22 protein-coding genes are annotated in these 26248 nt (G+C 63.0%); 5 read left to right on the top strand and 17 right to left on the bottom strand.

Annotated features, from left to right (window positions below; genetic code table 11):
* The first annotated feature begins 182 nt into the window (after nucleotides 1–182).
* Nucleotides 183–1097 (top strand): LysR family transcriptional regulator, encoded by a 915-nt coding sequence (locus M5C01_RS26030; protein WP_152741454.1) that lies wholly within the window; start codon nucleotides 183–185, stop codon nucleotides 1095–1097.
* 17 nt (nucleotides 1098–1114) lie between these two features.
* Here M5C01_RS26030 and M5C01_RS26025 read toward each other — a convergent pair whose 3' ends face one another.
* From M5C01_RS26025 to M5C01_RS25970, 12 genes are all read right to left on the bottom strand, one after another.
* On the bottom strand, nucleotides 1115–2398 hold the full coding sequence (locus tag M5C01_RS26025) for an MFS transporter (protein WP_152741453.1): 1284 nt from the start codon (nucleotides 2396–2398) through the stop codon (nucleotides 1115–1117).
* Between the two features lie 82 nt (nucleotides 2399–2480).
* Nucleotides 2481–3842 (bottom strand): outer membrane beta-barrel protein, encoded by a 1362-nt coding sequence (locus tag M5C01_RS26020; RefSeq protein WP_152741452.1) that lies wholly within the window; start codon nucleotides 3840–3842, stop codon nucleotides 2481–2483.
* Between the two features lie 96 nt (nucleotides 3843–3938).
* A complete protein-coding gene (locus M5C01_RS26015; protein ID WP_152741451.1) occupies nucleotides 3939–5066 on the bottom strand; it encodes an NAD(P)-dependent alcohol dehydrogenase in 1128 nt (375 codons plus the stop codon).
* An 18-nt stretch (nucleotides 5067–5084) separates the two neighbouring features.
* Nucleotides 5085–6554 (bottom strand): aldehyde dehydrogenase family protein, encoded by a 1470-nt coding sequence (locus M5C01_RS26010; protein WP_152741450.1) that lies wholly within the window; start codon nucleotides 6552–6554, stop codon nucleotides 5085–5087.
* Nucleotides 6555–6601: 47 nt separating this feature from the next.
* The gene (locus tag M5C01_RS26005) at nucleotides 6602–7597 is read right to left on the bottom strand and encodes an amidohydrolase family protein (RefSeq protein WP_152741449.1); all 996 of its coding nucleotides are present in this window, start codon (nucleotides 7595–7597) and stop codon (nucleotides 6602–6604) included.
* 14 nt (nucleotides 7598–7611) lie between these two features.
* Nucleotides 7612–8541 carry an MBL fold metallo-hydrolase gene (locus tag M5C01_RS26000; protein WP_152741448.1) on the bottom strand — a complete coding sequence of 310 codons (930 nt, stop codon included), beginning with the start codon at nucleotides 8539–8541 and terminating at the stop codon, nucleotides 7612–7614.
* Between the two features lie 48 nt (nucleotides 8542–8589).
* Nucleotides 8590–9438: a VOC family protein gene (locus M5C01_RS25995; protein ID WP_152741447.1), complete on the bottom strand. Its 849-nt coding sequence runs from the start codon at nucleotides 9436–9438 to the stop codon at nucleotides 8590–8592.
* 10 nt (nucleotides 9439–9448) lie between these two features.
* Nucleotides 9449–11110: a bifunctional 3-(3-hydroxy-phenyl)propionate/3-hydroxycinnamic acid hydroxylase gene (locus M5C01_RS25990; protein WP_152741446.1), complete on the bottom strand. Its 1662-nt coding sequence runs from the start codon at nucleotides 11108–11110 to the stop codon at nucleotides 9449–9451.
* An 18-nt stretch (nucleotides 11111–11128) separates the two neighbouring features.
* Nucleotides 11129–11968: an IclR family transcriptional regulator gene (locus M5C01_RS25985; RefSeq protein WP_152741445.1), complete on the bottom strand. Its 840-nt coding sequence runs from the start codon at nucleotides 11966–11968 to the stop codon at nucleotides 11129–11131.
* A gap of 3 nt (nucleotides 11969–11971) precedes the next feature.
* A complete protein-coding gene (locus M5C01_RS25980; RefSeq protein WP_152741444.1) occupies nucleotides 11972–12823 on the bottom strand; it encodes a fumarylacetoacetate hydrolase family protein in 852 nt (283 codons plus the stop codon).
* A 19-nt stretch (nucleotides 12824–12842) separates the two neighbouring features.
* A complete protein-coding gene (locus tag M5C01_RS25975; RefSeq protein WP_152741443.1) occupies nucleotides 12843–14198 on the bottom strand; it encodes an MFS transporter in 1356 nt (451 codons plus the stop codon).
* 165 nt (nucleotides 14199–14363) lie between these two features.
* Nucleotides 14364–15563, bottom strand: coding sequence for an MFS transporter (locus tag M5C01_RS25970; protein ID WP_152741442.1), 1200 nt, complete (start codon nucleotides 15561–15563; stop codon nucleotides 14364–14366).
* 118 nt (nucleotides 15564–15681) lie between these two features.
* On the opposite strand from M5C01_RS25970, the gene M5C01_RS25965 reads away from it, so the two are divergent.
* Nucleotides 15682–16566 (top strand): LysR family transcriptional regulator, encoded by an 885-nt coding sequence (locus tag M5C01_RS25965; RefSeq protein ID WP_152741441.1) that lies wholly within the window; start codon nucleotides 15682–15684, stop codon nucleotides 16564–16566.
* 1 nt (nucleotide 16567) lies between these two features.
* Here the strand turns inward: M5C01_RS25965 and M5C01_RS25960 are convergent, their stop codons facing one another.
* A complete protein-coding gene (locus tag M5C01_RS25960; protein ID WP_152741440.1) occupies nucleotides 16568–17425 on the bottom strand; it encodes an oxidoreductase in 858 nt (285 codons plus the stop codon).
* Between the two features lie 135 nt (nucleotides 17426–17560).
* On the opposite strand from M5C01_RS25960, the gene M5C01_RS25955 reads away from it, so the two are divergent.
* From M5C01_RS25955 to M5C01_RS25945, 3 genes are all read left to right on the top strand, one after another.
* Nucleotides 17561–18508 carry a LysR family transcriptional regulator gene (locus tag M5C01_RS25955; RefSeq protein ID WP_152741439.1) on the top strand — a complete coding sequence of 316 codons (948 nt, stop codon included), beginning with the start codon at nucleotides 17561–17563 and terminating at the stop codon, nucleotides 18506–18508.
* A 153-nt stretch (nucleotides 18509–18661) separates the two neighbouring features.
* Nucleotides 18662–19138, top strand: coding sequence for a (2Fe-2S)-binding protein (locus M5C01_RS25950; protein WP_152741438.1), 477 nt, complete (start codon nucleotides 18662–18664; stop codon nucleotides 19136–19138).
* Nucleotides 19135–21306: a molybdopterin cofactor-binding domain-containing protein gene (locus M5C01_RS25945; protein WP_152741437.1), complete on the top strand. Its 2172-nt coding sequence runs from the start codon at nucleotides 19135–19137 to the stop codon at nucleotides 21304–21306. Before M5C01_RS25950 ends, M5C01_RS25945 begins: the two co-directional genes overlap by 4 nt.
* A gap of 66 nt (nucleotides 21307–21372) precedes the next feature.
* Here M5C01_RS25945 and M5C01_RS25940 read toward each other — a convergent pair whose 3' ends face one another.
* The 4 genes from M5C01_RS25940 to M5C01_RS25925 form a co-directional block, all read right to left on the bottom strand.
* A complete protein-coding gene (locus tag M5C01_RS25940; RefSeq protein WP_152741436.1) occupies nucleotides 21373–22869 on the bottom strand; it encodes an aldehyde dehydrogenase family protein in 1497 nt (498 codons plus the stop codon).
* A 47-nt stretch (nucleotides 22870–22916) separates the two neighbouring features.
* Entirely contained in the window at nucleotides 22917–23849 is a 933-nt protein-coding gene (locus M5C01_RS25935) for a DMT family transporter (protein ID WP_152741435.1), read from the bottom strand.
* A 148-nt stretch (nucleotides 23850–23997) separates the two neighbouring features.
* A complete protein-coding gene (locus M5C01_RS25930; RefSeq protein ID WP_152741434.1) occupies nucleotides 23998–24852 on the bottom strand; it encodes an SDR family NAD(P)-dependent oxidoreductase in 855 nt (284 codons plus the stop codon).
* Nucleotides 24833–26242 carry a VOC family protein gene (locus M5C01_RS25925; RefSeq protein ID WP_152741433.1) on the bottom strand — a complete coding sequence of 470 codons (1410 nt, stop codon included), beginning with the start codon at nucleotides 26240–26242 and terminating at the stop codon, nucleotides 24833–24835. The genes M5C01_RS25930 and M5C01_RS25925 overlap by 20 nt, the downstream gene beginning before the upstream one ends.
* Between the last annotated feature and the right edge of the window lie 6 nt (nucleotides 26243–26248).

The following is a 26248-nucleotide window of genomic DNA, read 5'->3' as shown; positions in this document are numbered from 1 at the left end:
CACGAGTAACTGGCGCCGGGATAGTTTTTTAGTGTCTGCCGCGTTTTGACGTGTTGTGGGCTTCATGACCGATTCCTGTCTCCAGCATGATGAGGTTATTGCTCCACACTTTATCTATTCACTGGTAGGGTGATAATGTGCCGATCTGGCGATTCAGTTTTTAATCGGAGTGAGGAATTGGAATGCTTGATCGGATTACCGGCATGCAGATTTTTTCCCATGCCGCCCATCTTGGCAGCCTGTCGGCCGGCGCCCGACAGATGGGCGTATCGCCAGCGATGGCGACCAAGCATGTGGATGCGCTGGAACTGCGCCTGGGCGTGCGGCTGTTCCATCGCAGTACGCGCAAACTCACCCTGACGGAAGCGGGTCAGCAATATCTGGAGGCGTGCAGCCGGATCCTGCCTGACCTTGAAGATGTAGAAGCCATGATCGCCTCGCAGCGTGTGGAGGCGAGCGGGTTGCTGCGGCTCAATGTGCCGTTGTCTTTCGGGGTGCGCTTCGTCGCGCCGTTGTTGCCGGAGTTCAACCGCCAGCACCCGGGCGTCACGGTTGACCTGGGGCTCAATGATCGCGTGGTGGACCTGATGGAAGAGGGCTGGGACCTGACGATCCGGGTGGGGGCCTTGAAGGACAGTCGTCTGGTGTCGCGCAAGCTGGCCGACAGCGCCATGGTCGTCTGTGCCGCTCCCGATTACTGGAACCGACATGGACGTCCCGGGCGCTGGGCCGATTTGCATACATATAATTGCCTGAGCTTTACCTTGTCGAACCTGTCGCGTCCTGACGAATGGCGCTTCGGCAAGGAGGCTGACAAGCGTGTGGCGATCAAGGGCAGCCTGCGCACCAACAACGGCGACGCCCTGGTCGCCGCCGCCGTCGCCGGGCTGGGGGTGCTTTACGAACCGGAGTTCATCGTCACGGACGCCATCCGCCGGGGGGAGCTGGAGCCTGTCGCCCTGGACGCGCCGTCGGCCGACATGGGCGGGATTCACCTGGTGCGTTCGTCCGACCGAACGCCGCCGGCGAAGGTCCGGGTTATGGTCGACTTCCTTGTCAATGCGTTCAATCCGCTTGCGCCGTGGTCGCTGCCTTGAAGTCCATCACCCTGGCTTCAGTCGGGTTTGCTGTCGGCCAGCCCGGGGGCCGGGAATGCCTGGGCGGCTATGGCTTTGCGCTTGCCCGGCAGGGTTTCTTTCAAGAACAGGCTGACCACCAGGCCGATCCCCAGGCTGCCCAGCGCCAGTAACAGGGTTTTCTCAATGCCGTAATGCTGCGCGATAAAACCCGCCAGTGCCGGCGCGACAGCCCCGCCGAACAATTCCGCGGCACCGACCACCAGTCCGGTCGCGGTGGCGATCTGAGCCGGCGATACCGACTCGCTGGTCAGCGGCCCGTTGATCACGCAAATCATGCTGAAGTTGAAGAAGGTCGTCATGAACAGGAGGCCGAACAGTTTCAGCGGTTCGGCGCCGGTGTTGATCAGCAGCCACAAGAACAGCGCGGTGGCCACGAATGACAGCAGCAGTACCGGTTTGCGTCCAAGTCGATCCGACAGAGTGGGCATGATCATGTCCCCGGCGAAGCCACCGAAGCCGATGGCCGACATGACGAAGCCCATCTGCGCGATGCTCAGGTGCAGGTAATCGGTCAGGTAATTGGCCGTCATCACACTGACGACAAACAGGCAGGTCAACGCGCAGCACATGGCGATGATGTTCAGCGGCATGTTGCGATGGCGCAGGACGGTCAGCCAGCTGTGCTTCTCGACCGGCTCAGCGGCGACTGTCGCCGCCTTGGCAACCTGGGGCCGGGTTTCCTTCAGGTGGCGGTAGATCAACCAGGCCAGCACGAAGCCCGGCAGCGCCACCAGCGCGAAGACCCAGCGCCAGGACGGCACCACGGCGAGCAACTGGGTCGCGATGATCGGCGCCAGCCCCAGGCCGAGCAGGGGAAAGAAGCTCAACTGGATACCCATGTTTCGACCCCGGCGCAGCGGATGGGAGACTTCGGCATTGGTGGCGATCGAGGTGGTGGTAAACGCCCCTTCGGCGATCCCCATGATTGCCCGGATCATCAGCAGCGAGGCGATGCCCGTTGCCAAGCCCGACACGCCGGCCAGGAGTGAAAAGACGATCAGCGAGGGGATCAGCACCTTGCGTCGGCCGAAGGTGTCCGAGATGCGCCCGATCAGGATGGAGGACAGCGCCCAGGCCATGGCCAGTACCGCCGAAATATTGCCCAGGTCCTGATAGTCCAGGGCCAGGTCCTTCATGATCGCGGGGAACAGCGGCAGGATGATGAAACGGTCCAGTCCGACCAGGCCGAAACCGAAAGCCAGGAGCAGGACGGCTTTCCATTCGTAACGCGAGTCCCATGCAGTCTTGTTGTCATTCATGGTTCGGGTTTCCAGATTTGAGGATGAGGCGTGCCCATGGCCCGGGGGTTCCCGGGGCCAGGTGCGGCTAGGGAACAGCGGTTTAGAAGTAGAACAACGCGTCCATGCTGGCGGTCAGTTGATCTCGGTCGCGGCCGTTGCCAAAGGGGTGGTCCTGGCTGTTGCCGTCGAACCAGTCGTAACGCAGTTCCGGGCGTAGCGAGAGGTAGCGGTTGAGGTCATAACGAAAGCCGGCGGTGACGGCGTTGAAGTCGCCACGGGCGCTGCTGACCGGGAACAGGGCGAAGCCGTCCGGGTCGCTGAAATGCTCGCCACGCACCGAGAACGCCAGGTCCTTGCGATAGCGATACGTCAGCACCGCGTTCGCCCCCCACCACCGGGCCCCGTCGAAACCCGGGCCGTTGACGATATCGATGGTGCTCGGCTTGCCGTCGCCGGCCTGATGGCCGTAGAGCACCTCGGCGCCCATCGACCAGTGTTCGTCGAACCCATGCCAACCGTTCAACGAATGCTGCTGCTTGAGTTGGCCGTTGGGTGAGATCAGCCGCTCGATCGGAGCCTGGACATCGTCGGTGCTGGAGTTCTCCTCGTTACCGACGACGAACTCATAGTCGACCCAGGTTTTCATGTCCGGAGTGCGCCAGCGCACGGCACCGGTCAGGGTTTTGCTGTCGTTGTTGTCACGCAAGTTGTTCCAGCCTTGCACCACGCCCAGCTCGACCCCCAGCACGCCGCTATCGTTGCTCATCAGGCGGGTGCCCATCAGCACGCCGGAAAAGGTCCCCGGCTCCGAGACCAGGGCGTAGGTCTTGGTCGCGAAGGCATTGCGCGCCTCACGGATATCCGGTGGGATTTCGTAGCCGATACCCGGGCCGAAGATCCCGGCCATGACGGTCAGGCCGGTGCCGATCGGCAGGTAGGCGGTGGCGGCCAGGTTGGGCACCGCCAGAAACCGTTGCTTGTCGCGTTGGGCCTTGGCCGCGTCATTGTCGCCTGGGGCGTTCGCCGCCCAATGCATGTCCCAGCCGAAGGTCCGGGCGAACTGCGCGTTGCGCCCGTAGTTGCCTTCGAAGGTAAATCCGAACGAGAACTTGTCGGGTGTCGGACCGGGCAGCGGGGTGACCCGAGGGATCATGTTCGAGTCCAGCGGTTTGTCGACGAACAAGTGCAACGAGCCGAACTCCAGGCCTTCGTCGCCGGCGCCGATCACCGGGAAGTTGCTCATTCCGCCCTGGCGCTCGTTCGCGGTGGAGCGATTGTTCCTGGAGTAGGTGGTTTCCGAAAGCCCCGAAACGATGATCCCGGTTTCCTTTTCCAGGCTGTCACCGAAAAGTGAGGTAAACAGGGCGCCTTCGCCGCGGTCTTCGGATGGCGCGGCATGGGCGGTGAGCGTTACGCAGGCGGCCAGAACCGCACCAAGCCGTGAGATCTTGATGGTATGCATTGCCTTTCTCTTGTTTTTATAGGTAGGCGAATCCGCTGCCCGCCCGCATCAGGCGTCTGCCGGGAGCCGGCGGGCAGGGTGTTGTCTGCGCGGGGTTCAACCCATACGCAAAATCGGTTTGACGGTCAGGCCACTCTGGGCGTCGGCAACGGCCTGGTTGATGTCATCGAAGTCGTAGAAGCGCACCAGCTTGTCGAAGGGGAATCGACCCTGGCGGTACAACTCGAGCAGGCGCGGAATGAACACCGAGGGAATGCTTTCGCCCTCGATGACCCCGCGAATGGTCCGGCCCTGGGTCATCACCTCGTTGACGTCGAAACTGGCTTCGGTGCCGGCCGGCGGCGCGCCGACAATGGCACAGGTGCCGCGCGCCCGTAGTGCATCGATGGCCTGGCGCAATACCGCGGGGCGCCCGCTGGTTTCCAGGGTGCAATGGGCACCGCCAGCGGTGATGCGGCGAACCTCTTCCACGGGGTCGACCTCCAGGCTATTGACCACATGGGTGGCCCCCAGCGATCGGGCCAGTTCCAGCCGGCCGGGGGTGATATCCACGGCAATCAGCGTGGTCGCCCCGGCAATGCGAGCCGCCATCAACGCGCTCAAGCCAACGGCACCGGCACCGAAGACCGCAAAGGAGGTACCGGCCTTCGGTTGCAGCACATTGAGCACCGCGCCGGCACCGGTTTGCACGCCACACCCCAAGGGCCCCAGCAACTCCAGCGGCAGGCTCTTGTCGACCTTGACCAGGTTGCGGCGGTTGGCAATCGAGTAGGTGGCAAACGATGACTGCCCAAAGAAGTGGTCGTGGATTGCATGCCCGTGGCTATCCCGGGTCGAGCCGCTGCCGTCGAGTCGGCTGCCACCGAAGTTCAACGCGAAGGTATGGGTGCAATAGGTCGCCTCGCCGGTACTGCAAGGTTCGCAGTGGCCGCAGGAGAGGTAGCTCATCACCACGTGGTCGCCGACGCTGAAGTCCTTCACATCGGCTCCGAGCGCCTCGATCACCCCCGAGCCTTCGTGACCGAGGACCATTGGCAGGGGGCAGGGAAAATACTGGTCACGCACGATCAGGTCGGTATGGCACACCCCGCAGGCGACCACCCGCACCAGCACCTCATCGGCGCGGGGGGCTTGCAGTTGAATCTCTTCCATCAGGAAGCGACCGCCTTTTTCCCGGATCACCGCCGCTTTGGCACGGTGCGGGTTTGACTGTGGTTGTTGCATGAGCAGGCACTCCTCGGCTCAGAACGGATAGGGACGTGGTGCGTGTTGCACGCTGATCCAGTGGTCGGTGGTGAAGGCGTCGATGATCCAGTCACCGTTGAAGCGTCCCAGCCCGCTGTTTTTCACCCCGCCGAACATGCTGTTGGGGCTGTCGTTGGCCGGGATGTCATTGATATGCGCCATCCCGGCCTGAAGCTGCTGGGCAAAGCGCAGGCCGCGGCCTTCGTCGCGAGTAAAGACCGCGCTGCTCAAGCCATATTCGGTGTCGTTGGCCATGCTCAAGGCATGGGCTTCGCTGTCGGCGCGGATGAGCTGCGCAATCGGGCTGAACAGCTCGGCCTGGGCCAGTGCCGAGTGATTGTCGACCGGGCCGAACACATGGGGCGGCAACACCAGCCCCTGCGGCTCGCCGCCCAGCAGTTGCGGCAGGCCATCGGCCCGGGCCCGGGCGATGTGCCCCAGGGCGCCGTCCAGTTGACGTCGATTGATCAGTGGGCCGATCACCGTGTCGGTGGCGTCCGGATCGCCAAACTTCAAGCGTGCGACCCGTTCGACGAACAGCGCGACAAAATCGCCGTAGAGCGAGTGATCGACGATGATCCGGTTGGTGCTCATGCAGATCTGGCCCTGGTGCAGGAAACGCCCGACAACCGCGGCATGCACCGCATGCTCCAGGTCGGCATCGTCGAGGACCACCAGCGGCGCGTTGCCGCCCAGTTCCAGTGCGACATGCTTGAGGGTACTGGCGGCGGCGATCTGCGCATTGATATGGCGCCCGACGTTGTTCGAGCCGGTAAAGGAGATGAAGCGCAATGTCGGGTGCTGGACGAAGGCATCGCCGATCTCGCTGTTCTGGCCGACCACCACGTTCAACAGCCCGGCCGGCAGCCCGGCTTCTTCATAGATGCGCGCCAACAGCAGACCACCGGTGATCGGGGTTTCCTGCGACGGCTTCACCACCACGGCGTTGCCGAGGGCCAGCGCCGGGGCGATCGAGCGGTGCGACAGGTGCATGGGCCAGTTCCAGGGACTGATGACCCCGATCACCCCGAGCGGCTTGCGGTAGACGCGGCTTTCCTTGTCGGCGATATCGATCGGCAGGATCCGTCCCAGCACGCGGTTGGGGAAGGTCGCGGCTTCGAGCATGCCGTCGTGTACGGCGGCCCACTCCATGTTGGCCTTGGTGCGCGTACTGCCGCTTTCGCGGATCAGCCAGCTGACTATTTCCTCGCGGCGTGCCTGCATGATCTGCACGGCCCGGTGGAACACGGCGCTACGCTCGGCTGGCAGTGCCCGCGCCCAGTCCAGTTGCGCGGCTTGAGCCACCTGGCAGGCGTGCTCGAGGTCCGCGAGGTCGGCCAGTTGCAGTTCGGCGAGCACTTCGCCGTTGTACGGGTTGCTGTCCAGCAACCGGTGGGCGCTGCCGCCGGGGAGTTGCCGGCCGTCGATGAATTGACCGGCAAAGCCGTTGTAATGACTGCTACTCATGATCTTCGCTCTCTTGAGGGGTGAGCGCGGGGCGCTCATTGGCGTTCTCAGCGGCGTTGCAAGCGCGGGAACAGGCGCAGCGCATTGCCCCGGGCAATGGCTTCGTGCTCGTCGGCGCTCAAGCCTTCGAGGGCGCGGAAGTGGTTTACGTTGGCCTGGACGTTGGCGGCCGGCTGGAACGGAAAGTCCGTGCCGAACAGGATCTGCGACAGCGGTGCCAGCGTGCGCAGGCCATCGAAGGTCGGCTGGTTGGCCGACATCGCCACGTCGTAGTACAGCCGTTGCAGTTCCTCGATCACTTCGGTTCCCGGCTTGGGCGTCGGCTTCATCGCCGGCATGCCGGAGAGCAGCGCGATGCGCCGGGCAATCGACGGTAATACGCCACCGGCGTGGGGCAGGATCAGGTTCAGCTCCGGGCAGCGTTTGAAAGTGTTGGAAAACACCAGGTCGATCACCGTGCGGGCGGTGTCCACCGGGAACTCGAACAACGGCGCCGGACGGCCCAGGCCGACCGCATCGAAGCATTGCGGCGAGGTCGGGTGCAGGAACACCGTGGCCTGGCGGCGGTTCAGCTCATCGAAAATCGGCGCCAGGTCCTCGCTGCCCAGGTACTTGCCGTCGGCGTTGGTTTCGATCACCACCCCGTCGAATTTCAAGGTGTCGAAGGCGTAGGCGATTTCTGCCAGGGACTCCGCGACGTGGGGCAGCGGCAAGGTGGCGAAGCCGCCGAAACGGCCGGGGTGTTGCCCGATCACGGCGGCGGTGTCTTCGTTGATCGCACGGGCCAGGGCCACGCGCTCGTGCTTTTCCTTGAGAAAGCCGACGCTGGGCGAAGACACCGACAGGATCATGGTGTCGATATTGCCGGCGTCCATCACCGCGAGTGCTTTTTCCGGCGACCATTCCGGCACCGGATAACCGCCGTCCAGGGTCAGCAGGCCGGCGTCGGTCAGCGCGGCCTTGTAGGTGGGCGACAGGCAATGGGCATGAACATCGATCAGGCCGCAGTGGCAGCGGGCTGTCGAATCGGTTGGCAGGGACATGGGGACTCCTCGACTCAGTACAGTTGCAATTCGATCGGCAACCAGCGGTAGCCGCCATCGCGGGCGACCAGATGGCCATGCCCGGGAAACGGGAAGTGATAGGACAGGACGGCGTAGCGCTTGCGCGCGACTTCTTCGAGGACCCGCACGCGGGTGTGGGCGGCGGCCGCATTGTCGAAGTCGAACAGGAAACCCCACTCCGGACGCTGCAACAGCAGCACCTGGTGGTGACACAGGTCGCCCCAGAGCACCAGCGTCCGGTCCTGGCTTTCGATCATGTACAGGGTGTGGCCCGGGCTGTGGCCGGGGGTGCTGACCGCGGTGATACCGGGCAGCAGTTCGAAACCATCACCGATCAGGATGATGCGTTCTTGTTCGACATAGGGGGTGAGGTTCTTGTGCGCGCCGAGGAAATGGTCGCGCATGTGCGGGTTCATCGCTTCGCCCTTGGGCGTCGAGAGGATGCTCAGGTCGGTCCAGTAGTCCAGCTCCCGTGGGTCGATGGCTATCCGCGCATTGGGGTAGAGCAATTGATCGTCATCGTCCACCAGGCCCCAGCAATGATCGGGGTGGGCATGGGTGAGGGCGACGATATCGATGTCCGCTGGATCAATGCCCGCCGCACGGAGGTTGATCAGGGCCTGGCCGGTTTGCGCCCCGAAGGTCTTGACGCCGAATTCGGCGTTGACCCCGGCACCGGTATCGAACAGCACCAGTTGGCTGCCGGTGTTGACGATCAGGATGTTCTGGTTCAGCGACATCCGGTCCTTGGGCAGGAAGTTGTCTTCCAGCAGTTGGTCGATCTCCTTCGGATCTGCCCCGATAAAGGTCGGATGCGGCGCGCCCATATGCAGGGGGCCGTCGGTAATGACCGTGCACTCGAATTCGCCATGCATGAAACGAGTCCAGCCACCTTGCAGTTGCTGAGTGAATGAAGCGCTCATAGATCACCTGTCGGTTGTTTTTGTCGTATTGATCGAGAGTGTTGCGCCTCAGCTCCTGATCCAGGCTTTGCCCCAGGAGTTGAGCGAGTATTCGCAGTGCGGCCAGACCCCGGCCTGGCGTTGCGGACCGGTGATCTCCAGTTCGCAGGAAATCTCCAGGCGGTTGCGGTCCGCATCCACCACCATGAAGAACAGGTTGTTGCCGGGGCCGTGGCGGCCGGGGCCGAAGAAGATGCTGATGTGTTCGGCGGCGAAGCGATCACCCCAGTCGCGAATGTCGTTCCATTCGTTGGTTTCGTAGCAGTGGTGATCCAGTTCGTTTCTTGAACCACGGAAGAACGCCAGGGAATGGTGTTCGTTGTCCGAGCGCATAAAGCGGGTCATCAGTGCGCCGTTGGCCTCATCGACTACATCGTCGGACACGGTGAAGCCGACCTTGTTGATGTAGAAGTCCAATACCGCTTCCAGCTCGGTGGTCTGGAACACCACATGCTGCAGGCGGCCCGGCATGCCGGGGTGACTGGCATCGGGGATATCGCGGCCGACGCCGAACAGTAATTGCCGGCCCTGGGGATCACGAATGCTGAAGGCATTGTCTTCCAGCAGGGGCGAGCGGGCGTTTTCGATCTGGCAGTCGCGGGCCTGCAGGTTCACCCGCAGCTGGCTGAGGCTGGCCTGGTCGGCGACGCCATAGGCGGCGGCGAGAAAACCGTTGCTGTCGGCCGGGCTGATCAGCACGGCGCGTTGCGGCCCGGTCAGCACCCAGGTGCCATCGGCCTGCCGATAGCCCTGTAGATCAAGCATGCGTTGATAAAAGTCGACCTGGCGCTGCGGCTCCTTGCTGGAGAGGTGCAGGTACAACAGGTGCGCAGGGGTCTGGGTCTGCAAGGTATGCATGACGGTCTCCTTAGCGTGAATTTCGCAGTAACGGTTCGTCGAGCGGGAGCGGATCGCTTGCGGCACTGGCCGGGGGCGGCCGAACGCCCAGCAGGGCGGTGAAACCCTCGGCGATGGCCTGCTCCTCGGCGAGTGGGAAGATCGCCGCGACATAGCGGTCGGGTCGCAACAGCAGCAGTTGGCCGCAGGGTTCACCGAGCAGCGTGGCCAGGGCACCGTCGCTGTCGACCCATACGTCCGTGCGCGCCGGATCGATCGGGCTGCCCTTGGGCAGGATCAGGATGCGCCGGGCTTCCAGGCGATCCCACAAGGGCTGTTGCAACGCGCCCAATCGGCTGTCGGCCAGGCTGGCGTATTGCAGCAGGGCAAAGCCGGTGCCGAGGACTTTATCCAGCAACACGCTGTTGCCCGCCGCATCCTCGACCTTGGGTTGCGGGAACATCTGCCCGCAACTCAACTGCCCGCTGCTACCGCTGCCGATCACCAGGCCCTGGGTGAAGCGCGGCTTGGGCTTGAAACGCATCTGCAGGAAGTAGTCGCGCAGCGGCGGCAGCAGGCCGATGACGCGGAACGCGCCACTGATCAGGTTGGCCCGCCAGACACTGGACGGCGCCATGACCACCCCGAGGCCCAGGGCCAGTTTGATCAGGGCCCAGGCGTGATCGCGGCGCTCGGTTTCATAGCTGTCCAGCGCATCGCTGCCGAGCTGTCCCTTGAACACCCCGGCCAACTTCCAGCCCAGGTTGTGGGCATCGCGAACACCGCTGTTCATGCCTTGCCCGGCATAGGGCGGGGTCAGGTGCGCGGCATCGCCGGCGAGGAAGATCCGGCCTTCGCGCCAACGTTCGGCCACCCGGGCGTGGAAGGTGTAAACGGTCTTGCGCACAATCGAGGTCGGCTTGTCGCCGCGAAACGGTTTGAGCAGCGCCTTGAGCTGTTCTTCGCCGAGCATCTGCTCGTCGCTTTCATCGGCCTTGAGCATGAACTCGAAGCGCCGGGTACGATGGGGCCCGGGCACATCCACTGTCGGACGTCGGGCGTCGCAGTACATCCGGCATTGCCAGAACGGATCGTCATCCTGCTCGGTGTCCACCACCAGCCAGCGTGACTGGAAACTTGAACCCACCAGGTCGATACCCAGCTGTTTGCGCACCGGGCTGCGGCCGCCGTCACAGGCCACCAGGTAGCGGGCGTGGACAGTGAGGATTTCGCCGGCGGCGTTACGCACGCTGGCGGTCACCCCGTGGGCGTCCTGCTCGACATTCAGCAACTCATGGGCGAAGCCGACCCGCAGGTTTTCGAAGCGGCGCATGCCTTCATGCAAGGTCGCTTCGAACAGCGGTTGGCGGAATGCGTTGCGCTTGGGAAAGCCATACAGGGTCGAGGTCGGTTCGACCTTGCCGAAGCAGCGGCCGCCCGGACGGGTGTAGTAGTGCACGCCATAGCCGGGCACCACATCCTTGAGCACGGCTTGATCCATGCCCACGGCTTGCATGGTGCGCAGGGATTCATCATCGATCGAGACCGCCCGCGGTTCGCCAACCGTGCTCTGCTTGCGATCGATGATGAACGTGTCCACGCCGGCCTGACCCAGATAATTGGCCAAGGTCAGGCCCGTGGGACCGGCGCCGCTGATCAGCACGCCGGTCTTGATGATGTTGGAAGTGGTCATGTTCGATACCGAGGTTGTTCAGTCCAGCGGCCGGGGACGCCCGGAAAACGCCTGCATGAGTTGCGAAAGCCGCTGTGCCAATTGCACGACTTGCTGCCCGTACTCGTCATCGCGCTCGGCATCGCATTCGCTGTCCGGACGCACGCAACTGATGCTGCCGATGACCTTGCCGTCGCTGTCGAAGATCGGTGCCGCGACCCCGCAGATGCCGCTGTCGACTTCGGCTCGCGAGACGACATAGCCTTTCTTGCGCAGGCGCTGCATCGCGCGGCGAAACTCTTCCCAGTTCTGCCCCAGGCAGCTGAGCCGGATTTCTTCGTGTTTTTCCAGGTACAGGCGGTTGTGCTGGCGTGAACCCAGGTTGGCGAGAATGGCCTTGGACGTCGCGCCGAGGAACAGCGGACGTGGTGTGCCACGGGTATAGCTGACCTCACTGGCGATGGTACCGCTCTGGTGTACGCAGACCACCTGGTCCTTGAACAAGCGGCAGGTCAGCCAGACCTGTGAGGGGCCCCACTGTGGGAATTCGCTCGCCAGTTGGTTGGCCGCGCGTACCAGCGGGTCGCTGACCCGCAGTTGCCGGTCCCAGGTAATGATCCGGGCGCCGAGCGCATAACGGCCGGCTTCGACCTGGAACAATAGATCCACTTCGGCCAGTTCACGCACATAGCGGTAGATCGTCGAGCGGGTGAAGCCCATGGCATGACCCAGGTCGTCGACGGTCCATACCGGCTGGCGTTCGGTAAACAGGTCGAGGACCTTGAGCATGCGCTCCAGGCTCGAGCCCTTGGCGTCGGCAGCGCTGTCCGCGGCATTGGACACCGCCTGGGAGGTAGCGGGTTTGTTTGCGTCAGTCATGATTCAGATCTCGTCCGCGATGGTGTTGCGCAGAGTGCCCAGGCCGGAGATTTCCACTTCGACCACGTCGCCCGGCTTCATCCACACGGGCGGTTCACGGAACGCACCGACGCCACCGGTGGTACCGCTGACAATCACATCGCCGGGCGCCAGTTCGGTGAAGGTGCTGCAGTACTCGATCAGTTTGCGCACGTCGAAAATCATGTCGCTGGTGGAGGTGTGCTGCATGACTTCGCCGTTGAGCCGGGTGGTCAGTTCCAGCGCCTGCGGATCAGGGATTTCATCGGCGGTCACCAGCCAGGGGCCGAAGCCACCGGTCTGCGGAAAGTTCTTGCCGGGCACGAACTGGATCGTATGCTTTTGCCAGTCGCGCACGCTGCCATCGTTGTAGCAGGCATAACCGGCCACGTGGTCGAGGGCATTCTCGGCTTTGACATGGCGCGCTTTCTTGCCGATGACGATGGCCAGCTCACCTTCGAAGTCCAGCTTGTGCGAGGCCTTGGGGCGCAGGATGGCTTGCAGGTGGGCGGCCTGGCTGTCGGCGAAGCGGGTGAAGATCATCGGGTAGGTCGGCATGTCCCGGCCGGTTTCGCGGACATGGGTGGCGTAGTTGATGCCGATGCACAGGACCTTGCCGGGGTTGGGGATCACGGGCAGGAAGGTGACTTCGCCGAGTGCCAGGCGTGGCAGCGCGGCGAGGTGCTCCGGGGTCAGGCTGCTGAACAGGCCATGGGTGATCGCGGCTTTCAGGTCATAGCCCAGTTCGGCTTTCAACGGTTGCAGGTCGAGCAACTGATCGCCGTCGACGATGCCGTAGCTCGGGATGCCCTGGTTGAGGAAGCTGGCAATTTTCATTGTGTGTCTCCTGGAAGGATCAATAAGTCGGGGTAGGATGGGAAGCGTGGTCGCGGCGCTGGCTGAAATGAATCGCCAGCAGCGCACCCAGGGCAATCAGGCTGGGAATCAGGGCCGCCATGAACACGTGCTGGACCTGCCAGCCAAGGCCGACCATCAGGCCGCCGAGCAAGGGCCCGAGGATCGAGCCAATCCGACCGATGCCCAGCGCCCAGCCAATGCCAGTGGAGCGGATTTCCTGGGGATAGAGTTCGGCGGCCAGGGCGTTCAGCCCGGCTTGGGCGCCTTGAATCAGCAGGCCCATCAATAACAACAGGGTCAGGAAGCTTGTCGCCGCGAGCGGCAGCATCACCAGCAGCAGAACCAGCAACTGATAGGCCAGGAACTGCGCGATCAACACCCGATGGGCGCCCAGGGCATCCATCAACCGGCCCTGTACCAGCGAGCCGACGACGCCACCCAGGCTGAACAATACGATCGCCTCGACGCCGGTATGGGCGGGTAGCCGGGCGCTGCTCAACACCGTCGGCACCCAGCTCATGATCGAGTACAGGATCAGCAGGTTCATGGCATAGGGCAGCCACAGCAGCAGCGTGCGGCGCCACATGCCGTGCTCGAACAGGCGGCGCGGGGAAATGCGTGGAAGGTTCGCCAGGGGGCGGTTGAACAGCGAGTCCGGCAGGGTTTTCAGGTTCGGCATCAGCCGTGAAACGATCCTCAGCACCTGCTCGCGGTTGGCCGCTGTTCGCGAGAGAAATTCGATGGACTCCGGCAGGCTGCGCCACAACAGGTCGGCAAAGATCAACGGCAGTACCGCACCGCAGATGAACACCGCGCGCCAACCCAGGGCCGGCAACACTTGCTCTGCAACCAGGCCCGCCACCATGGCCCCCAATGGCATGCCGCAAAATACCAGGGTGACCGCGCTGCGGGCATGGCGTCTGGGGGTGTACTCGCAGACCAGGGCAATCAGGTTGGGAACCGCGCCGCCCAGCCCCAGGCCGGTGAGAAAGCGGGCCAGCAGCAGTTGTTCGTAGTTGTGGCTCAAGGCGGTGCAGAGTGAAAACAGACTGAAGGTGGCGACGCAGCCGAGCAGGACTTTCTTGCGACCGATGCGATCGGCCAGGGGCGCCAGGCTCAACGCGCCGATCATCAGCCCGAGCAGGGTACTGGCGAACACCGGGCCGAAGCTGGCCGCCGGCAAACCCAGGGTTTCAGCCATCGGGCCGACCAGGAAACCCATGACTTGGGTGTCGAAGCCGTCGATAGCGGCCAGGATCACGCACAGGCCGATCAACTCGAACTGTAGACGCCCCATGGGGCGTTGGTCGATCACGTCGCTCAGGACGTTTTCTGTTGCAGGCACGGTTTGCATGGCATGGACTCTTTTTTTTGTTTTTGCGGCCCGTGTTTCGGCAGATGGGCCATGGAGTCCAATTTATGCTCATTCAAAAATTCTGTAAATAGGGATTTATAAAATATTCCACATTATGAGATTTTGGTTATTTTGTTGTTCGGCGTACCGATGCAGACAAAGGCCTCAGTCCCCCAGCGCCAAGCCCGCCCTGGCCACCTTCGGTTGTAGCGACAGCCGGGCTTCCTGCGACAAGATCAAGAGCAGGCCGAACACCGGGACAATGGCTGCGGCGAACGGGATCGCGGAGGCACCGAGGTGGCTGTCGATCACTGCGCCACCGATGAGTCCACCCAGGGCGTTGGCGATGTTGAAGGCTGAGATGTTTGCGGTCGCCGCCAGTTCAGGAGCCTTGGCGCCGTACTTCATGACGCGCATTTGCATGGAGGGCAGATTGGCAAACGTGGTCACGCCATAAAAGAAGGCCGCTCCCAGGAACAGCCATTTGTAGGGGGCGAGGAAGCCGACCAGGATCAGCGCGGCGATCATGGCCAGCGGCCAGACACTCAGCGAGCGACGCAGGTTGGCATCCGCGGTACGGCCACCGATGCTGTTGCCGACCACCAGGCCTGCGCCCACCACAACCAATACCCAGGTGATCGCACTGCGGTCGAACCCGGCGACCTGTTCGGCAACCGGAGCGATATACCCGTACAGCGTCATGAAACCGACCCAGCCGAGGGTGGTGAAGGCCAGGCTGGCCAGGAGATTGCGGTCACGGAACACCGAAAGCTGGGCCAGCATCGAAGCCGGTTTGTTTTCGGGGCTGCGGGCAATGGTGACGGCGATCATCAGCAGGGCGACGACCCCCATCACCGCCACGACGAGAAAGGTGCTGTGCCAGTCGAAGGTATTGCCGATCCAGGCGCCGGCCGGTACGCCCAGTACATTGGCGAGTGTCAGGCCACCAAACATCTGGCCGACCGCCCGTCCGGCCATGTTATCGGCCACCATGCGTGTCGCCACCACCGCGCCGATGCCGTAGAACGGACCCTGGGTGAGACCGGCGACCACGCGGCTGATCAGCAGTGTGGTGTAGTCGCTGCTGAAGGCGGCAATCAGGTTGCCGGCGACGAACAGTCCCATCAGGGCAATCAGTACGTTGCGTTTTTCGAAGCGCGCCAGCCACAACGTCAGAAGGGGGCCGCCGATCACGATGGCGAGGGCATAGGCGGTAATCAGGTTACCGGCTTGGCCGGTGCTGATCTTCAGGCTGTCGGCGACCTGGGGCAGGATGCCGGCGATCAGAAATTCGGCGGTGCCGATGGCAAAGGCGGAAAGGGTCAGGATCCAGATCTGGATCGGCATTCTTGAGGTCAGTGTCATGGGAGTTCTCCTTGCGCAAAAATCAGTGGATCAGTCGGTTGATGTGGCGAAGATAGACATTGCGGATTCATTTGATAATTGCTTAGGATTCGAAATTATATTTCGGAGATTCCGAATAATGACCCTGGATAACCTGGCGCTGTTCCTGATGATCGTCGAGAAGGGCGGCCTGTCCGCCGCCGGGCGGGAGTTGGGGTTGTCCCCGGCGTCGATGTCCGAGCGCCTGGCGCTGCTGGAGGGCTATTACGGCGCGAGCCTGCTGACTCGCACCACCCGTTCGATCAGCCTGACCGACGAGGGCCGCTTGCTGGCCGAGGGTGCCCGTCGTCTGCTGGCGGAAGCCGATGAGCTGGAAAGCAGTATCCGGCTGGGGACGCAGAAGATCTCGGGGCTGATCCGTCTCAGTGCCCCGGTCGATCTCGGGCAAGCGCGGATAGTGCCGATTCTTGACCGTTTCCTGGCCGAGCATCCCGCCGTGACCGTCGATCTCAATCTCACCGATGGCTTTGTCGACCTGGTCAGCCAGGGGATCGACTTCGCCATCCGCTACGGGATCCTCGCCGACAGTACGTTACGCTCCAAGCCGATTGGCGAGAACCGCCGGGTTGTCTGTGCCGCACCTTGTTACCTTGAACGCCATGGCATCCCCGGGCATCCGGACGATCTCTCGCGGCACGATTGCCTGGTCATGCGTTTTGGCAGCAACATCGATCGGGTCTGGACGTTCCGGGTGGTGGACGAGGCCTACCGTGTTGTGGTCCGGGGGCGCCGGGTGGCGAACAACGGTGGGCAGATCAGGCAGTGGTGCCTGGACGGGCACGGCATCTGCAACAAGTCCATCTGGGATGTCCAGGCCGATATCGCCGCCGGGCGACTGGTGGAGGTGCTCCCCGACTATTCGCCCGGGAAAACGGCGCTGCAGATCGTGTATCCGCCGGTTAACGTCTTGCCGCGCCGTGTCCGGGCATTGATTGACAGCATCAGCTCGGAGCTGGTGTCGTAAATCAGCTGTAGTCGGTACTCTGCGAAAGCGTTTCCCATTGCTGTATTTCAGCTTGCAGCATCGTGAGTTTTTCCTTCACCAATTGCACCGCATCGCGCCCCAGCAACAAGTGGGTGGGCGGCATTGGCGAGGCCACGACCTGCATGATTGCCAGGGCCGCCTTGAGCGGATCGCCGGCTTGCTGGCCGCTGCGCTCCAGGCGTGCCTTGCGTTGGCCGTCAAAGCTCGCGTCGTAGTCGCCGATGCTGCGTTCGGCCCTGACCATGGACCGACCGGCCCAATCGGTGCGAAAGGCGCCCGGTTCAATGGCGGTGACCGCGATGCCGAAAGGCCTGACCTCTTTGCCCAGGGTTTCGGAAATGCCTTCCAGGGCGAATTTGCTGCCGTGATAGGCCCCGAGGCCGGGGAAGGTGGTCAGCCCGCCCATGGAGGTGATGTTCAGGATATGACCACGGCGGCGCTCACGCATGAACGGCAGCACGGCCTTGATCATGGCCACCGCGCCGAACACGTTGACCTCGAATTGCTGGCGAAAGTCTTCCAGCGATGATTCTTCGATCAATCCTTCATGACCGTAGCCGGCGTTATTGACCAGTACATCGATGGCGCCAATGCGGCTTTCGATCTCGGCGATCGCGCCTGGGATCCCGGCGTTGTCGGTGACATCCAGCAGGCATCCAAACGAGTAACCCGGTTTCAGTTGCTCGAAGTCTTGGCGCGATTGCTCGTTGCGCAACGTGCCGACGACGCGCTGGCCGGCGGACAGCAGGGTCGTGGCCAGGGCCTTGCCAAAGCCGGAGCTGACGCCGGTGATCAGCCAGGTTTTCTGTGCGGGGTGAGCCAGGTGTTCGGTAGACATGGTGATTCCTCCGGTGGGTTGGAGGATTGTTCGGGCTTGCGACGGGGCGAACAAGCCGGTGCTCTTGACTCAGGCTTTGAAGTCAATCTTCATAATGCCTGTGGTATAAAAAATGACTTTTTGCGGAGGACGATCATGCGCCAGGACCAACTCGACGGGCTCGTGACCTTTGTCTGTGTCGCCGAGCATTCCAGTTTTTCCGCGGCAGCGGTCAGGTTGGGGGTATCGCCTTCGGCGGTCAGCCAGGTCATCCGCAATCTGGAGCGGCGCCTGGGGGCCGCCTTGTTCAACCGTACGACCCGCAGTGTGAGCCTGACCGAGGCCGGCGTCGGCTTTCTGGAGAAGGTAAAGCCGGCGGTGAATATGTTGACCTCGGCGGCACTGGAGCTGGGCGATACGACGGGCTCGCCCTCCGGGCTGCTGCGTTTGAATGTGCCTCGCTCGGCGTACATGTCGATCCTGCAGCCCAGGCTGTCCGCCTTTCTGGAGGCGTATCCGCGAATCGACCTGGAAATCAGCATGGAGAATGCCTTTGTCGACATTGTCCGGCTGGGCTTTGATGCGGGTATTCGTTTCGGCGATTTTGTCGAACGCGACATGGTGGCGATCAAAGTCGGGCCCAGCGTGCGCATGCGCGTTATCGCCTCTCCCGCCTATCTGGCACGGCACGGTACGCCCGAGCATCCCAGCGATCTGCTCGACCACAACTGCATCTGCTTTCGTTCCTCCGGGGGCGTGGTCGAGCGCTGGGATCTGGCCAAGGGCGAAGAAGTCCTGCAACTGCCCGTGCGCGGCCGGCTGATCGTCAATGATTCGGCGGCCCTGGTGCAAAGCGCGCTGGATGGCAACGGTATCGGTTACATGATCAGCGGCTACATCGATCGGTTTATCGAGCGTGGCGAGTTGGTCAGCCTGTTCGAGGATTGGGGGCCGGAGCTCCCCGGCTTTAGCCTGTATTACCCCGATCGCCGGCGGGTGACCCGTAAGCTCAGGGCGCTTATCGACTTCCTGCGTGACCCCTCGGGAGGGCATTTTTCCAATGCTCCGCCATTGGGGACATCGACGTCACTACGGATTCTTTAGCCGTCCCCCCCCCCCCCTTGTTAGCTGGGCTTCAAAGCCTCTGAAGGTCAGGTAAATTCTCCGCGGCGCGAGTTGCCCCTAGGATGACCGGTAGCATTTTATTCAGTGGCGGAGCCAGTCAAGCCGCTACCCCATGGCCGGCAAGAGGTGGATATGGCCCAGACGTTGAAGATAAATGGAACCGTGCACAGGCTCGATGTCGATGACGATACGCCGTTGCTCTGGGTCCTGCGGGATGTGCTTGGCATGACCGGCACCAAGTTCGGTTGCGGCATGGCGTTGTGTGGTGCCTGCACTGTGCATATGAACGGCGTGGCGATTCGCTCGTGCGTGATGCCGGTGAGTGCCCTGGCCCAGGCCGAAATCACCACCATCGAAGCGATCGGCGAGACCGCCGCCGGGCAGAAGATCCAGGCCGCCTGGCAGGCACTTGAGGTGGTGCAATGCGGTTACTGCCAGTCCGGGCAGATCATGTCGGCGACGGCGCTCTTGGCGAGCAATCCCAACCCCAGTGACAGTGATATTGATAACGCCATGTCCGGGAATATCTGTCGCTGCGGCACCTATGTGCGTATTCACGCGGCGATCAGGCAGGCGGCCGGGGCGACCTTCGTCAAGGTGGGCGCATGAGCACCCAGCGCGATACACCGGGCACCGGAGCGTGGTCCCGGCGCGGTTTCCTGAAGGTCGGTGCGGCCAGTGGCGGCGGGCTGTTGCTGAGCCTCGCGTTGCCTGGGGCGATCAGTGTAAGCCAGGCCGACGGCGCCACGCTGTTCGAGCCCAATGCGTTTATCCGGGTCGATCGGCGGGGCAAGGTGACGTTCACCATCGCCCAGGTCGAGATGGGGCAGGGGACCTACACCTCGATCCCGGTTTTGATTGCCGAAGAACTGGCGGTGCGGCTCGATCAAGTGGTGATCGAGCATGCTCCGGCGGATAACCGGCGCTATGTGAATCCGCTGCTGGGTTTCCAGGTCACCGGTGGCTCGACATCGATCCGCAGCACCTGGGAACCGTTGCGCCAGGCCGGCGCCAGTGCGCGCACGCTATTGATCCAGGCCGCCGCCCTGCAATGGGGAGTTGCCCCCAGCAGTTGCATGGCCCGCGAGGGGGTTGTCCTGCATGAGGCCAGCCAGCGCTCCCTCGCCTACGGTGAGTTGGTGGAAAGGGCCGCGACGTTGCCGGTACCGGAAAAGGTCGAGTTGAAGACCCCGGAGCATTTCCAGCTGATCGGACTCACCCACCAGCGCACCGACTCGCCGGCCAAGGTCAATGGCACGGCATTGTATGGCATCGACGCCCGTCCGGAAGGGGTCAGGGTGGCCGCCGTGATGGCTTGCCCGGTGATCGGTGGCCGTCTCGCCAGTGTCGATGCGCGTGCCGCGCTGGCGGTCAAGGGCGTGCTGCAGGTACTGCATATCGACAATGCCGTGGCGGTGGTGGCCGAGCATATGGGCGCGGCGCGCAAGGCGCTGGGCTTGCTCGAGATCCAATGGAACGAAGGCGTCAATGCACAATTCTCCACGGCTGACATGTTGCAGGCGATCGAGCAGGCTGCCCAAGCGGCCGGCACGCCGGTGCGTAACGTGGGGAATGTCGAGCAGGCGCTGGCGCAGGCCGAGAAAAAATTCGAAGTGGTCTATCAGGTGCCCTTTCTGGCCCATGCCTGCATGGAGCCGATGAACTGCACTGTGCATGTTCGTGCCCAGGGTTGCGACCTGTGGCTGGGGACCCAGGTGCCGGCGCGCGCGCAAGCGGTTGCCGCGCAATTGACCGGGCTGGCCGAGGCTCAGGTCCAGGTGCACAATCATCTGTTGGGGGGCGGCTTTGGCCGTCGCCTGGATGTGGATTTCGTTGCCCAGGCGGTGGCTTTCGCCAAACAGGTCGCGTTCCCGCTCAAGGTCATCTGGTCGCGGGAGGAGGACACCCGCCACAGCACCTTGCGGCCCTATCATTTCAATCACCTGAGTGCCGGGCTGGATGCCCGGGGGCTGCCAACGGCCTGGACCCACAAGGTGACCGGATCGTCGATCCTCGCCCGCTGGTTGCCGGCGCGTTTTACCAACGGTATCGATGGCGATGCCATCCGCGACCCGAGCGGTCCCTACGATTTCCCCAATATCGGCGTCAGCTATATCCGGCACGAGCCGCCCGAGGGGATTACCACCGGTTTCTGGCGGGGAGTCGGGCATACACAGAACGTGTTCATGGTCGAAGGTTTCATCGATGAGCTGGCGGCCAGTGCCGGGCAGGATCCGCTGGCCTATCGCCTGGCGCTGCTGGGCAAGCATCCGCGGGCGCGCAAGGTCCTGGAGACTGTCGCGCTAAAGTCCGGCTGGGGAACGCCCCCGGAGCCGGGACAGGGGCGTGGCGTCGCGCTGACCTTCTGCTTCGGCACCTATGCCGCCCAGGTGGCGCAAGTGAGTGTCGATCCTGCCGGACAGGTCCGGGTACACAAGCTGACCTGCGTGGTGGATTGCGGTCGCGCCATTGTTCCCGACAGTGTCGTGGCGCAGATGCAGGGCGGGGCGGTGTTTGGTCTGAGTGCCGCGTTGTTCGGCAACATCACCTTCAAGGACGGGCGGGTCGAACAGGGCAATTTCGACAGCTATCGGGTCTTGCGGATGAATGAGACGCCCGCCATCGAGACCCATCTGCTCGACAGTGAGGAAAGCCCCGGGGGGATCGGTGAGGTGTCCACGGTGATGATTGCGCCGGCACTGGTCAATGCGCTGTTTGCCGCGACAGGCAAGCGTCTGCGGCGGTTGCCTGTCGATAACCGTCAGTTGGCAACCTGAGTCGGATCGGCTGTTCCCGCCCGGTCAGCTTCATGGGCGGGAACACTCCGAACAGGGGTTGTGTGATCAGAACGGATATTGGCGAGACGTATGCTGCACCGACATCCAATGTTCAGTCGTCAGCTCATGAATCAGGCCTTCGCTGCCGAAGCGGCCCAGGCCGGAGTTCTTTTCCCCGCCGAACGGCATGTTGGGCAGGTCAACGGCGGTGATGTCGTTGATATGCGTCATGCCGGTTTGCAGGCCGGCGGCAAAGCGCTCGGCCCTTGATACATCGCGCGAGAAGACCGCGCTGGAAAGCCCGAACTCGGTGTCGTTGGCCATGTGCAGCGCCTGGGCGTCGCTGGCAAAAGCCAGGACCGGTGCGACGGGACCAAACAGTTCGCTGCGCCCAAGCCCCATTTGCGGGGTGATCCGGTCAAACACGTGTGGCGGCACCACCAGGCCTTGCGCCGCACCTCCCAGCCGTTGTCGGGCCCCTTCGGCATTGGCCGCCGCGATCGAACGTTGCACGTGGTGCAGTTGTTTCTGGCTGATCAAGGGGCCGATCACGGTATCCGGGTCATTGGGGTTGCCGACTTTCAACTCACGGACCCGCTCGACATACTGTTCGACGAATGCGTCATGGAGCTTTTCATGGACCAGGATCCGGTTGGCAATGACACAGATCTGTCCCTGGTGCAGGAACTTGCTGACGACCGCGGCATGTACCGCCAACTCGAGATCGGCGTCTTCGAGCACTACCAGCGGTGCATTGCCGCCGAGTTCCAGCATCATTTTCTTGAGCCGCGGGCTGTTGGCGATCTGGCCGGCGATACGCCGCCCCACGGCCAGAGAACCGGTAAACGAGACGACCCGGGGCACGGGATGTTGGACAAAGCCATCGCCGATTACCGCCGGATCGCCGACCAACACATTGAGTACACCGGCAGGCAGGCCGGCTTCCTCAAGGATCCGGGCGATCAGCAGGCCGCCGGTGATCGGCGTTTCACTGGCCGGCTTGACCACCACGGCATTGCCCAGGGCCAGCGCCGGGGCGAGTGTGCGACAGGTCAGGTGCAGCGGCCAGTTCCACGGACTGATGACCGCGACTACGCCCACCGGGTTGCGATAGATACGGTTCTCTTTACCGGGGATGTCGCCGGCGATGATCCGGCCCTGGGCCTGGCTCGGGAGCGTGGAGGCATCAAGAATAATGGCGCGGGCGGCTCCCCACTCCATTTCAGCCTTCATGCGGGTACTGCCGGATTCGCGAATCAGCCAGTCGACCACTTCTCCATGGCGCGCATCAAGGACCTCGACAGCCTTGCGCAACACGGCTGCGCGTTCTCCCGGCAAGCTCTGTTGCCACTGCACCTGCGCCGCTCGGGCCGCCTGGTAAGCGCGGTCGACGTCGCCCAGATTGGCCTCGTGGATCTCGGCAAGGCGCTCATGGGAATAGGGGTTGTTGACTTCAAGTACGCTGCCGGCATTGCCCGTGCACCATTTTCCGTTGATCAACAGTCCGTCGAATGTGTAGGGAACAGGGGGCGTGTCGCGGCCCGCAATCATTGATTGAGTCATGGGGGTTCCTTGGTTTTCAGATAAGTCAGGAGGGGTAGAGCGCTGGTTCAGCGAGTGCGGGGGGGGCCACCGCGCAAGGCGATCAGCAGGCCGCTGGTGCAGATGGCCAGGCCGTACCACTGGCCCGTCGTGGGCAGCTCGCCGACCAGCGGCACGCCGAGCAGTATCGCGACGGCGGGGGCCAGTGCGGGAAAGAGTGCGGCTCGACCGGCACCGAGGTAATGCACGGTCCGGGCGAACGCGAAGAGCGCGACGATGCCCGATAGCAGGCCCTGGACAACGCCTTGCTCAATGAGCAGGGCAATCGGTGTTGCCGACAGGCGTTGAGTGCCGACCCAGGCCATATAGAGAGGGGAGTAGACGACGGCACTGAGCACCGACACCACCGCCGTGGCAGCGAAGGCATTGAGTTTCCAGCGGCGCATCAGGATCGTGAAAGCAGCGAACATCGATCCGGCCGTGGCAAACAGCAGATCGCCGATCCAGGCCTGCGATTGACCGTCCAGAAGACTCGGGCCGGCAATGGTTATCAGCCCGGCGATGAGTACACCGAGCCCGATGAGCCGTGATGTTTTCAGTCGCTCGCCCAGCAGCAGGGCGGCAAGACTGATGCTCATGAGCGTCAATACGCCGAGCTGGATCACCGCACCATGGGCCAGGGGCGCGAACCGGTAGCCGCTCGCGCCAATCAGGATGAACAGGGGGCCAGCCAGCAGCGACAAGAGCACTCCTCGGCGCCAGCCGATACCGGCCAGTGTGCGCGGTGAATGCGTCAGCACCCAGGGCAGCAGGAGGGCACCGGCGACGGCGAAGCGAATGAACGCGAGGTCGCTGGCATGCAGTCCAGCTCCTATTCCATGGCGTGAAGCCGCCAGGAAGGTGCCCCAGATAACCGCCGCTATCGAGCCGAAGGCAATACCATAACGAGTATTACGGCGCGGTAGCGGCAAGTCCGAGATAAGTGCGGTTTGGCCTGACATTGTTTGTTCATCGCTCCTTTTAGCCCTCAAGCGTCATCGTTTGATAAGGGACGCTTCATGGTAGGAGCGTGACGTGCAACGGATAACCCCTCTGAATGACTATGCCCTTTGAAGACGAACTTCATGGCCTGTCGTCCGGGGCCGGCGTTCAGGCCGATCCACCGTGGGGGTCGAACGCGGTCATGCCCGCTTGTGCCTGCTTACTGCGCAGGGCTATCACACCCGGCACCCAGGCATGGGGAAAGAGGTAGAAGCGGTTTTCCTCCACGCCCGTCAGGGTGATTTCGGCGATTTCCCGGGCGGAAATCCTGCCGGCTTCCACGGCTCGTCGCACCCGCTCCTCGTACTGGCGCTTCATCTCGCTGTCGACGGCAGCGTCGGCGAACTCCACCGGGCGATTGCGCTCGGCGTCGATGATGCCGGTGGGGAAAAAAGCAGGCGAGAGCACGCTGACACCGATCACGCTGTTGGCCATTTTCAGGTCATTGGCCAGGCTCTCCGAAAGCGCCACCACCGCTGCTTTGGTGGCGTTGTAAATGCCGCTGCCGGCCGAGTACATCCAGCCGGCCGCCGAAGCGATATTGACGATGTGTCCTTCGCCCTGCTCGAGCATGATGGGCGTGAAGGCTTTCACGCCCCAGGCGACACCATAAAGATTGACCTGGGTGACCCATTGCCAATCGGAGACGGTGTTTTCCCAGAGAGGGGCAGTGACGCCCACGCCGGCGTTGTTGAACAGTAGATGGACGCCACCGAAACGCTGCATGGCCAGTTGCGCCAGCGCGGCGACTTGCTCGAATTTGGAGACGTCTACTGGCAGGGTGGCGATGTCGGTGTCGGGAAGCTCCTGCTGGATCAAGGTGCGGGTGGCCTCCAGGTTACCGGCTTCAACATCGGCCAGTACCAGCTTCATCCGCCGGCGTGCACAGGCCATTGCCAGTTCACGACCCAGGCCTGCGCCAGCGCCGGTGATCACGCTGACCTTACCGTTCAAGTCTTTCATCTGTTGCCTCCTGATGGGCGCTGTCGACACGCTGTTTCAGCGCTTCGTTCATACGTTGATAGAGTCGTTTCGACTGGCTCAGGCGCTGCCAGAGTGCCGGCAGCAAGAGGCCGGAAAAACGCTCGCCATGGATGAAACGGGTCGAGCCATCGGCGTTCTCCACCAACTGGAAGAAATGTTCGCCGGCCACCGTGAACGGGTTTCCGCCACGCCAGGCGAAACGGCGTGGCGCTTCGTCGCTGCTGATGCGGGCCTGAAAGGACGCCTTGCGCTCCTCGCCCAGCTTGACCGCGAAGTGCATCTGGCCGCCCGGACGGTGATCGATCCGCTGGATCTCCAGCATGGGGTTCCACTGCCCGTAGCGCTCGAAGTCGACGAGGCAGTTCCACACCGCACTGGGCGCCGCATCGATCTCGATTTCGGTCCTGATCTGCCGCGAGAAGAAACTGTCGCGGCGGGTGCCCAGCGCTTTGTAGGCCAGCTTCTCGCGTTGGCGGTTGAACAACCGGGCCTTCAAGTCTGGCTTGCTGAAGCCCACCAGGGGGTACAGTTGCGGCGAGCAGTAGAGCATCTCCACGGAAAAACCGTGGGGGTCGTTGACGTAGACGCACTGCACCAGTCCCGCCTGGCCCATCGGTTGGTAGTTGGGCACGAAGCCGGCCACCAGCGCCTGTTCGAACTGTGCGGTGAACCCCTCCTGGCTGTCGAAGCCGACGGCCAGGTTCAGGATGCCGATATCGCTCAGCCGGTAACGCGACGGCCAGGGTTTGGGGGCCGCCGTCTGGCGGATGTCCAGCCACATGTCGCCTTTGCTCAGACGGGCATGGGCGACAGTATCGTCAGCCGCCTCGAACGTAGCGTCGCTACGCCGGAAACCCAACCCGTCGACAAAGGCCGCCGCGCTGCGTGCGCAATCGGCGACAACCAGGCCCAGGCCTGTCAGCTTGCACGGGTAGGGCGAGCCTTGCAGTGAGCGGTCTTCTATCAGCTCGATGAGAATGCCGTCCGGATCCCGGATGAAACGACGATTGGCAGCCGGGCGGGTCTCCAGGGGCAGGCCTAGGGATTGGGCGAGCGCCTCGAAACGCTCCAGCGAGTCGACCCGCGCAAGGATTCGCCGATAACCGACGCGCTCGTCGTCCTCGGGGGCGAGGGGGGCCGCGACCGGCGACTCGAATTCGAACAGTTCCAACTGGAAGAACGCGCGGTCGTCGATCAGCCAACTGACCCGCGATGCCACGCCGGCCAGGCCTTGTATCCGCTCGGCCTGCTTGCCGCGAAAGGACAGGGTGCCGAAGACATGCTTGAGGCCGAACAGTTTCTGGTAGAAATGCAGGGACGCGGTGGTGTCGCGCACGCTCAGCGCGATCTGGCAGATGGTGGCGGTCATGGTCGT

Origin of the sequence: Pseudomonas sp. MWU12-2319, assembly GCF_023242525.1 — a bacterium.
GTDB classification, from domain to species: domain Bacteria; phylum Pseudomonadota; class Gammaproteobacteria; order Pseudomonadales; family Pseudomonadaceae; genus Aquipseudomonas; species Aquipseudomonas gingeri_D.
The sequence above is the reverse complement of the archived record's forward strand: the minus strand, read 5'-3'. Positions and strand labels throughout refer to the sequence as shown.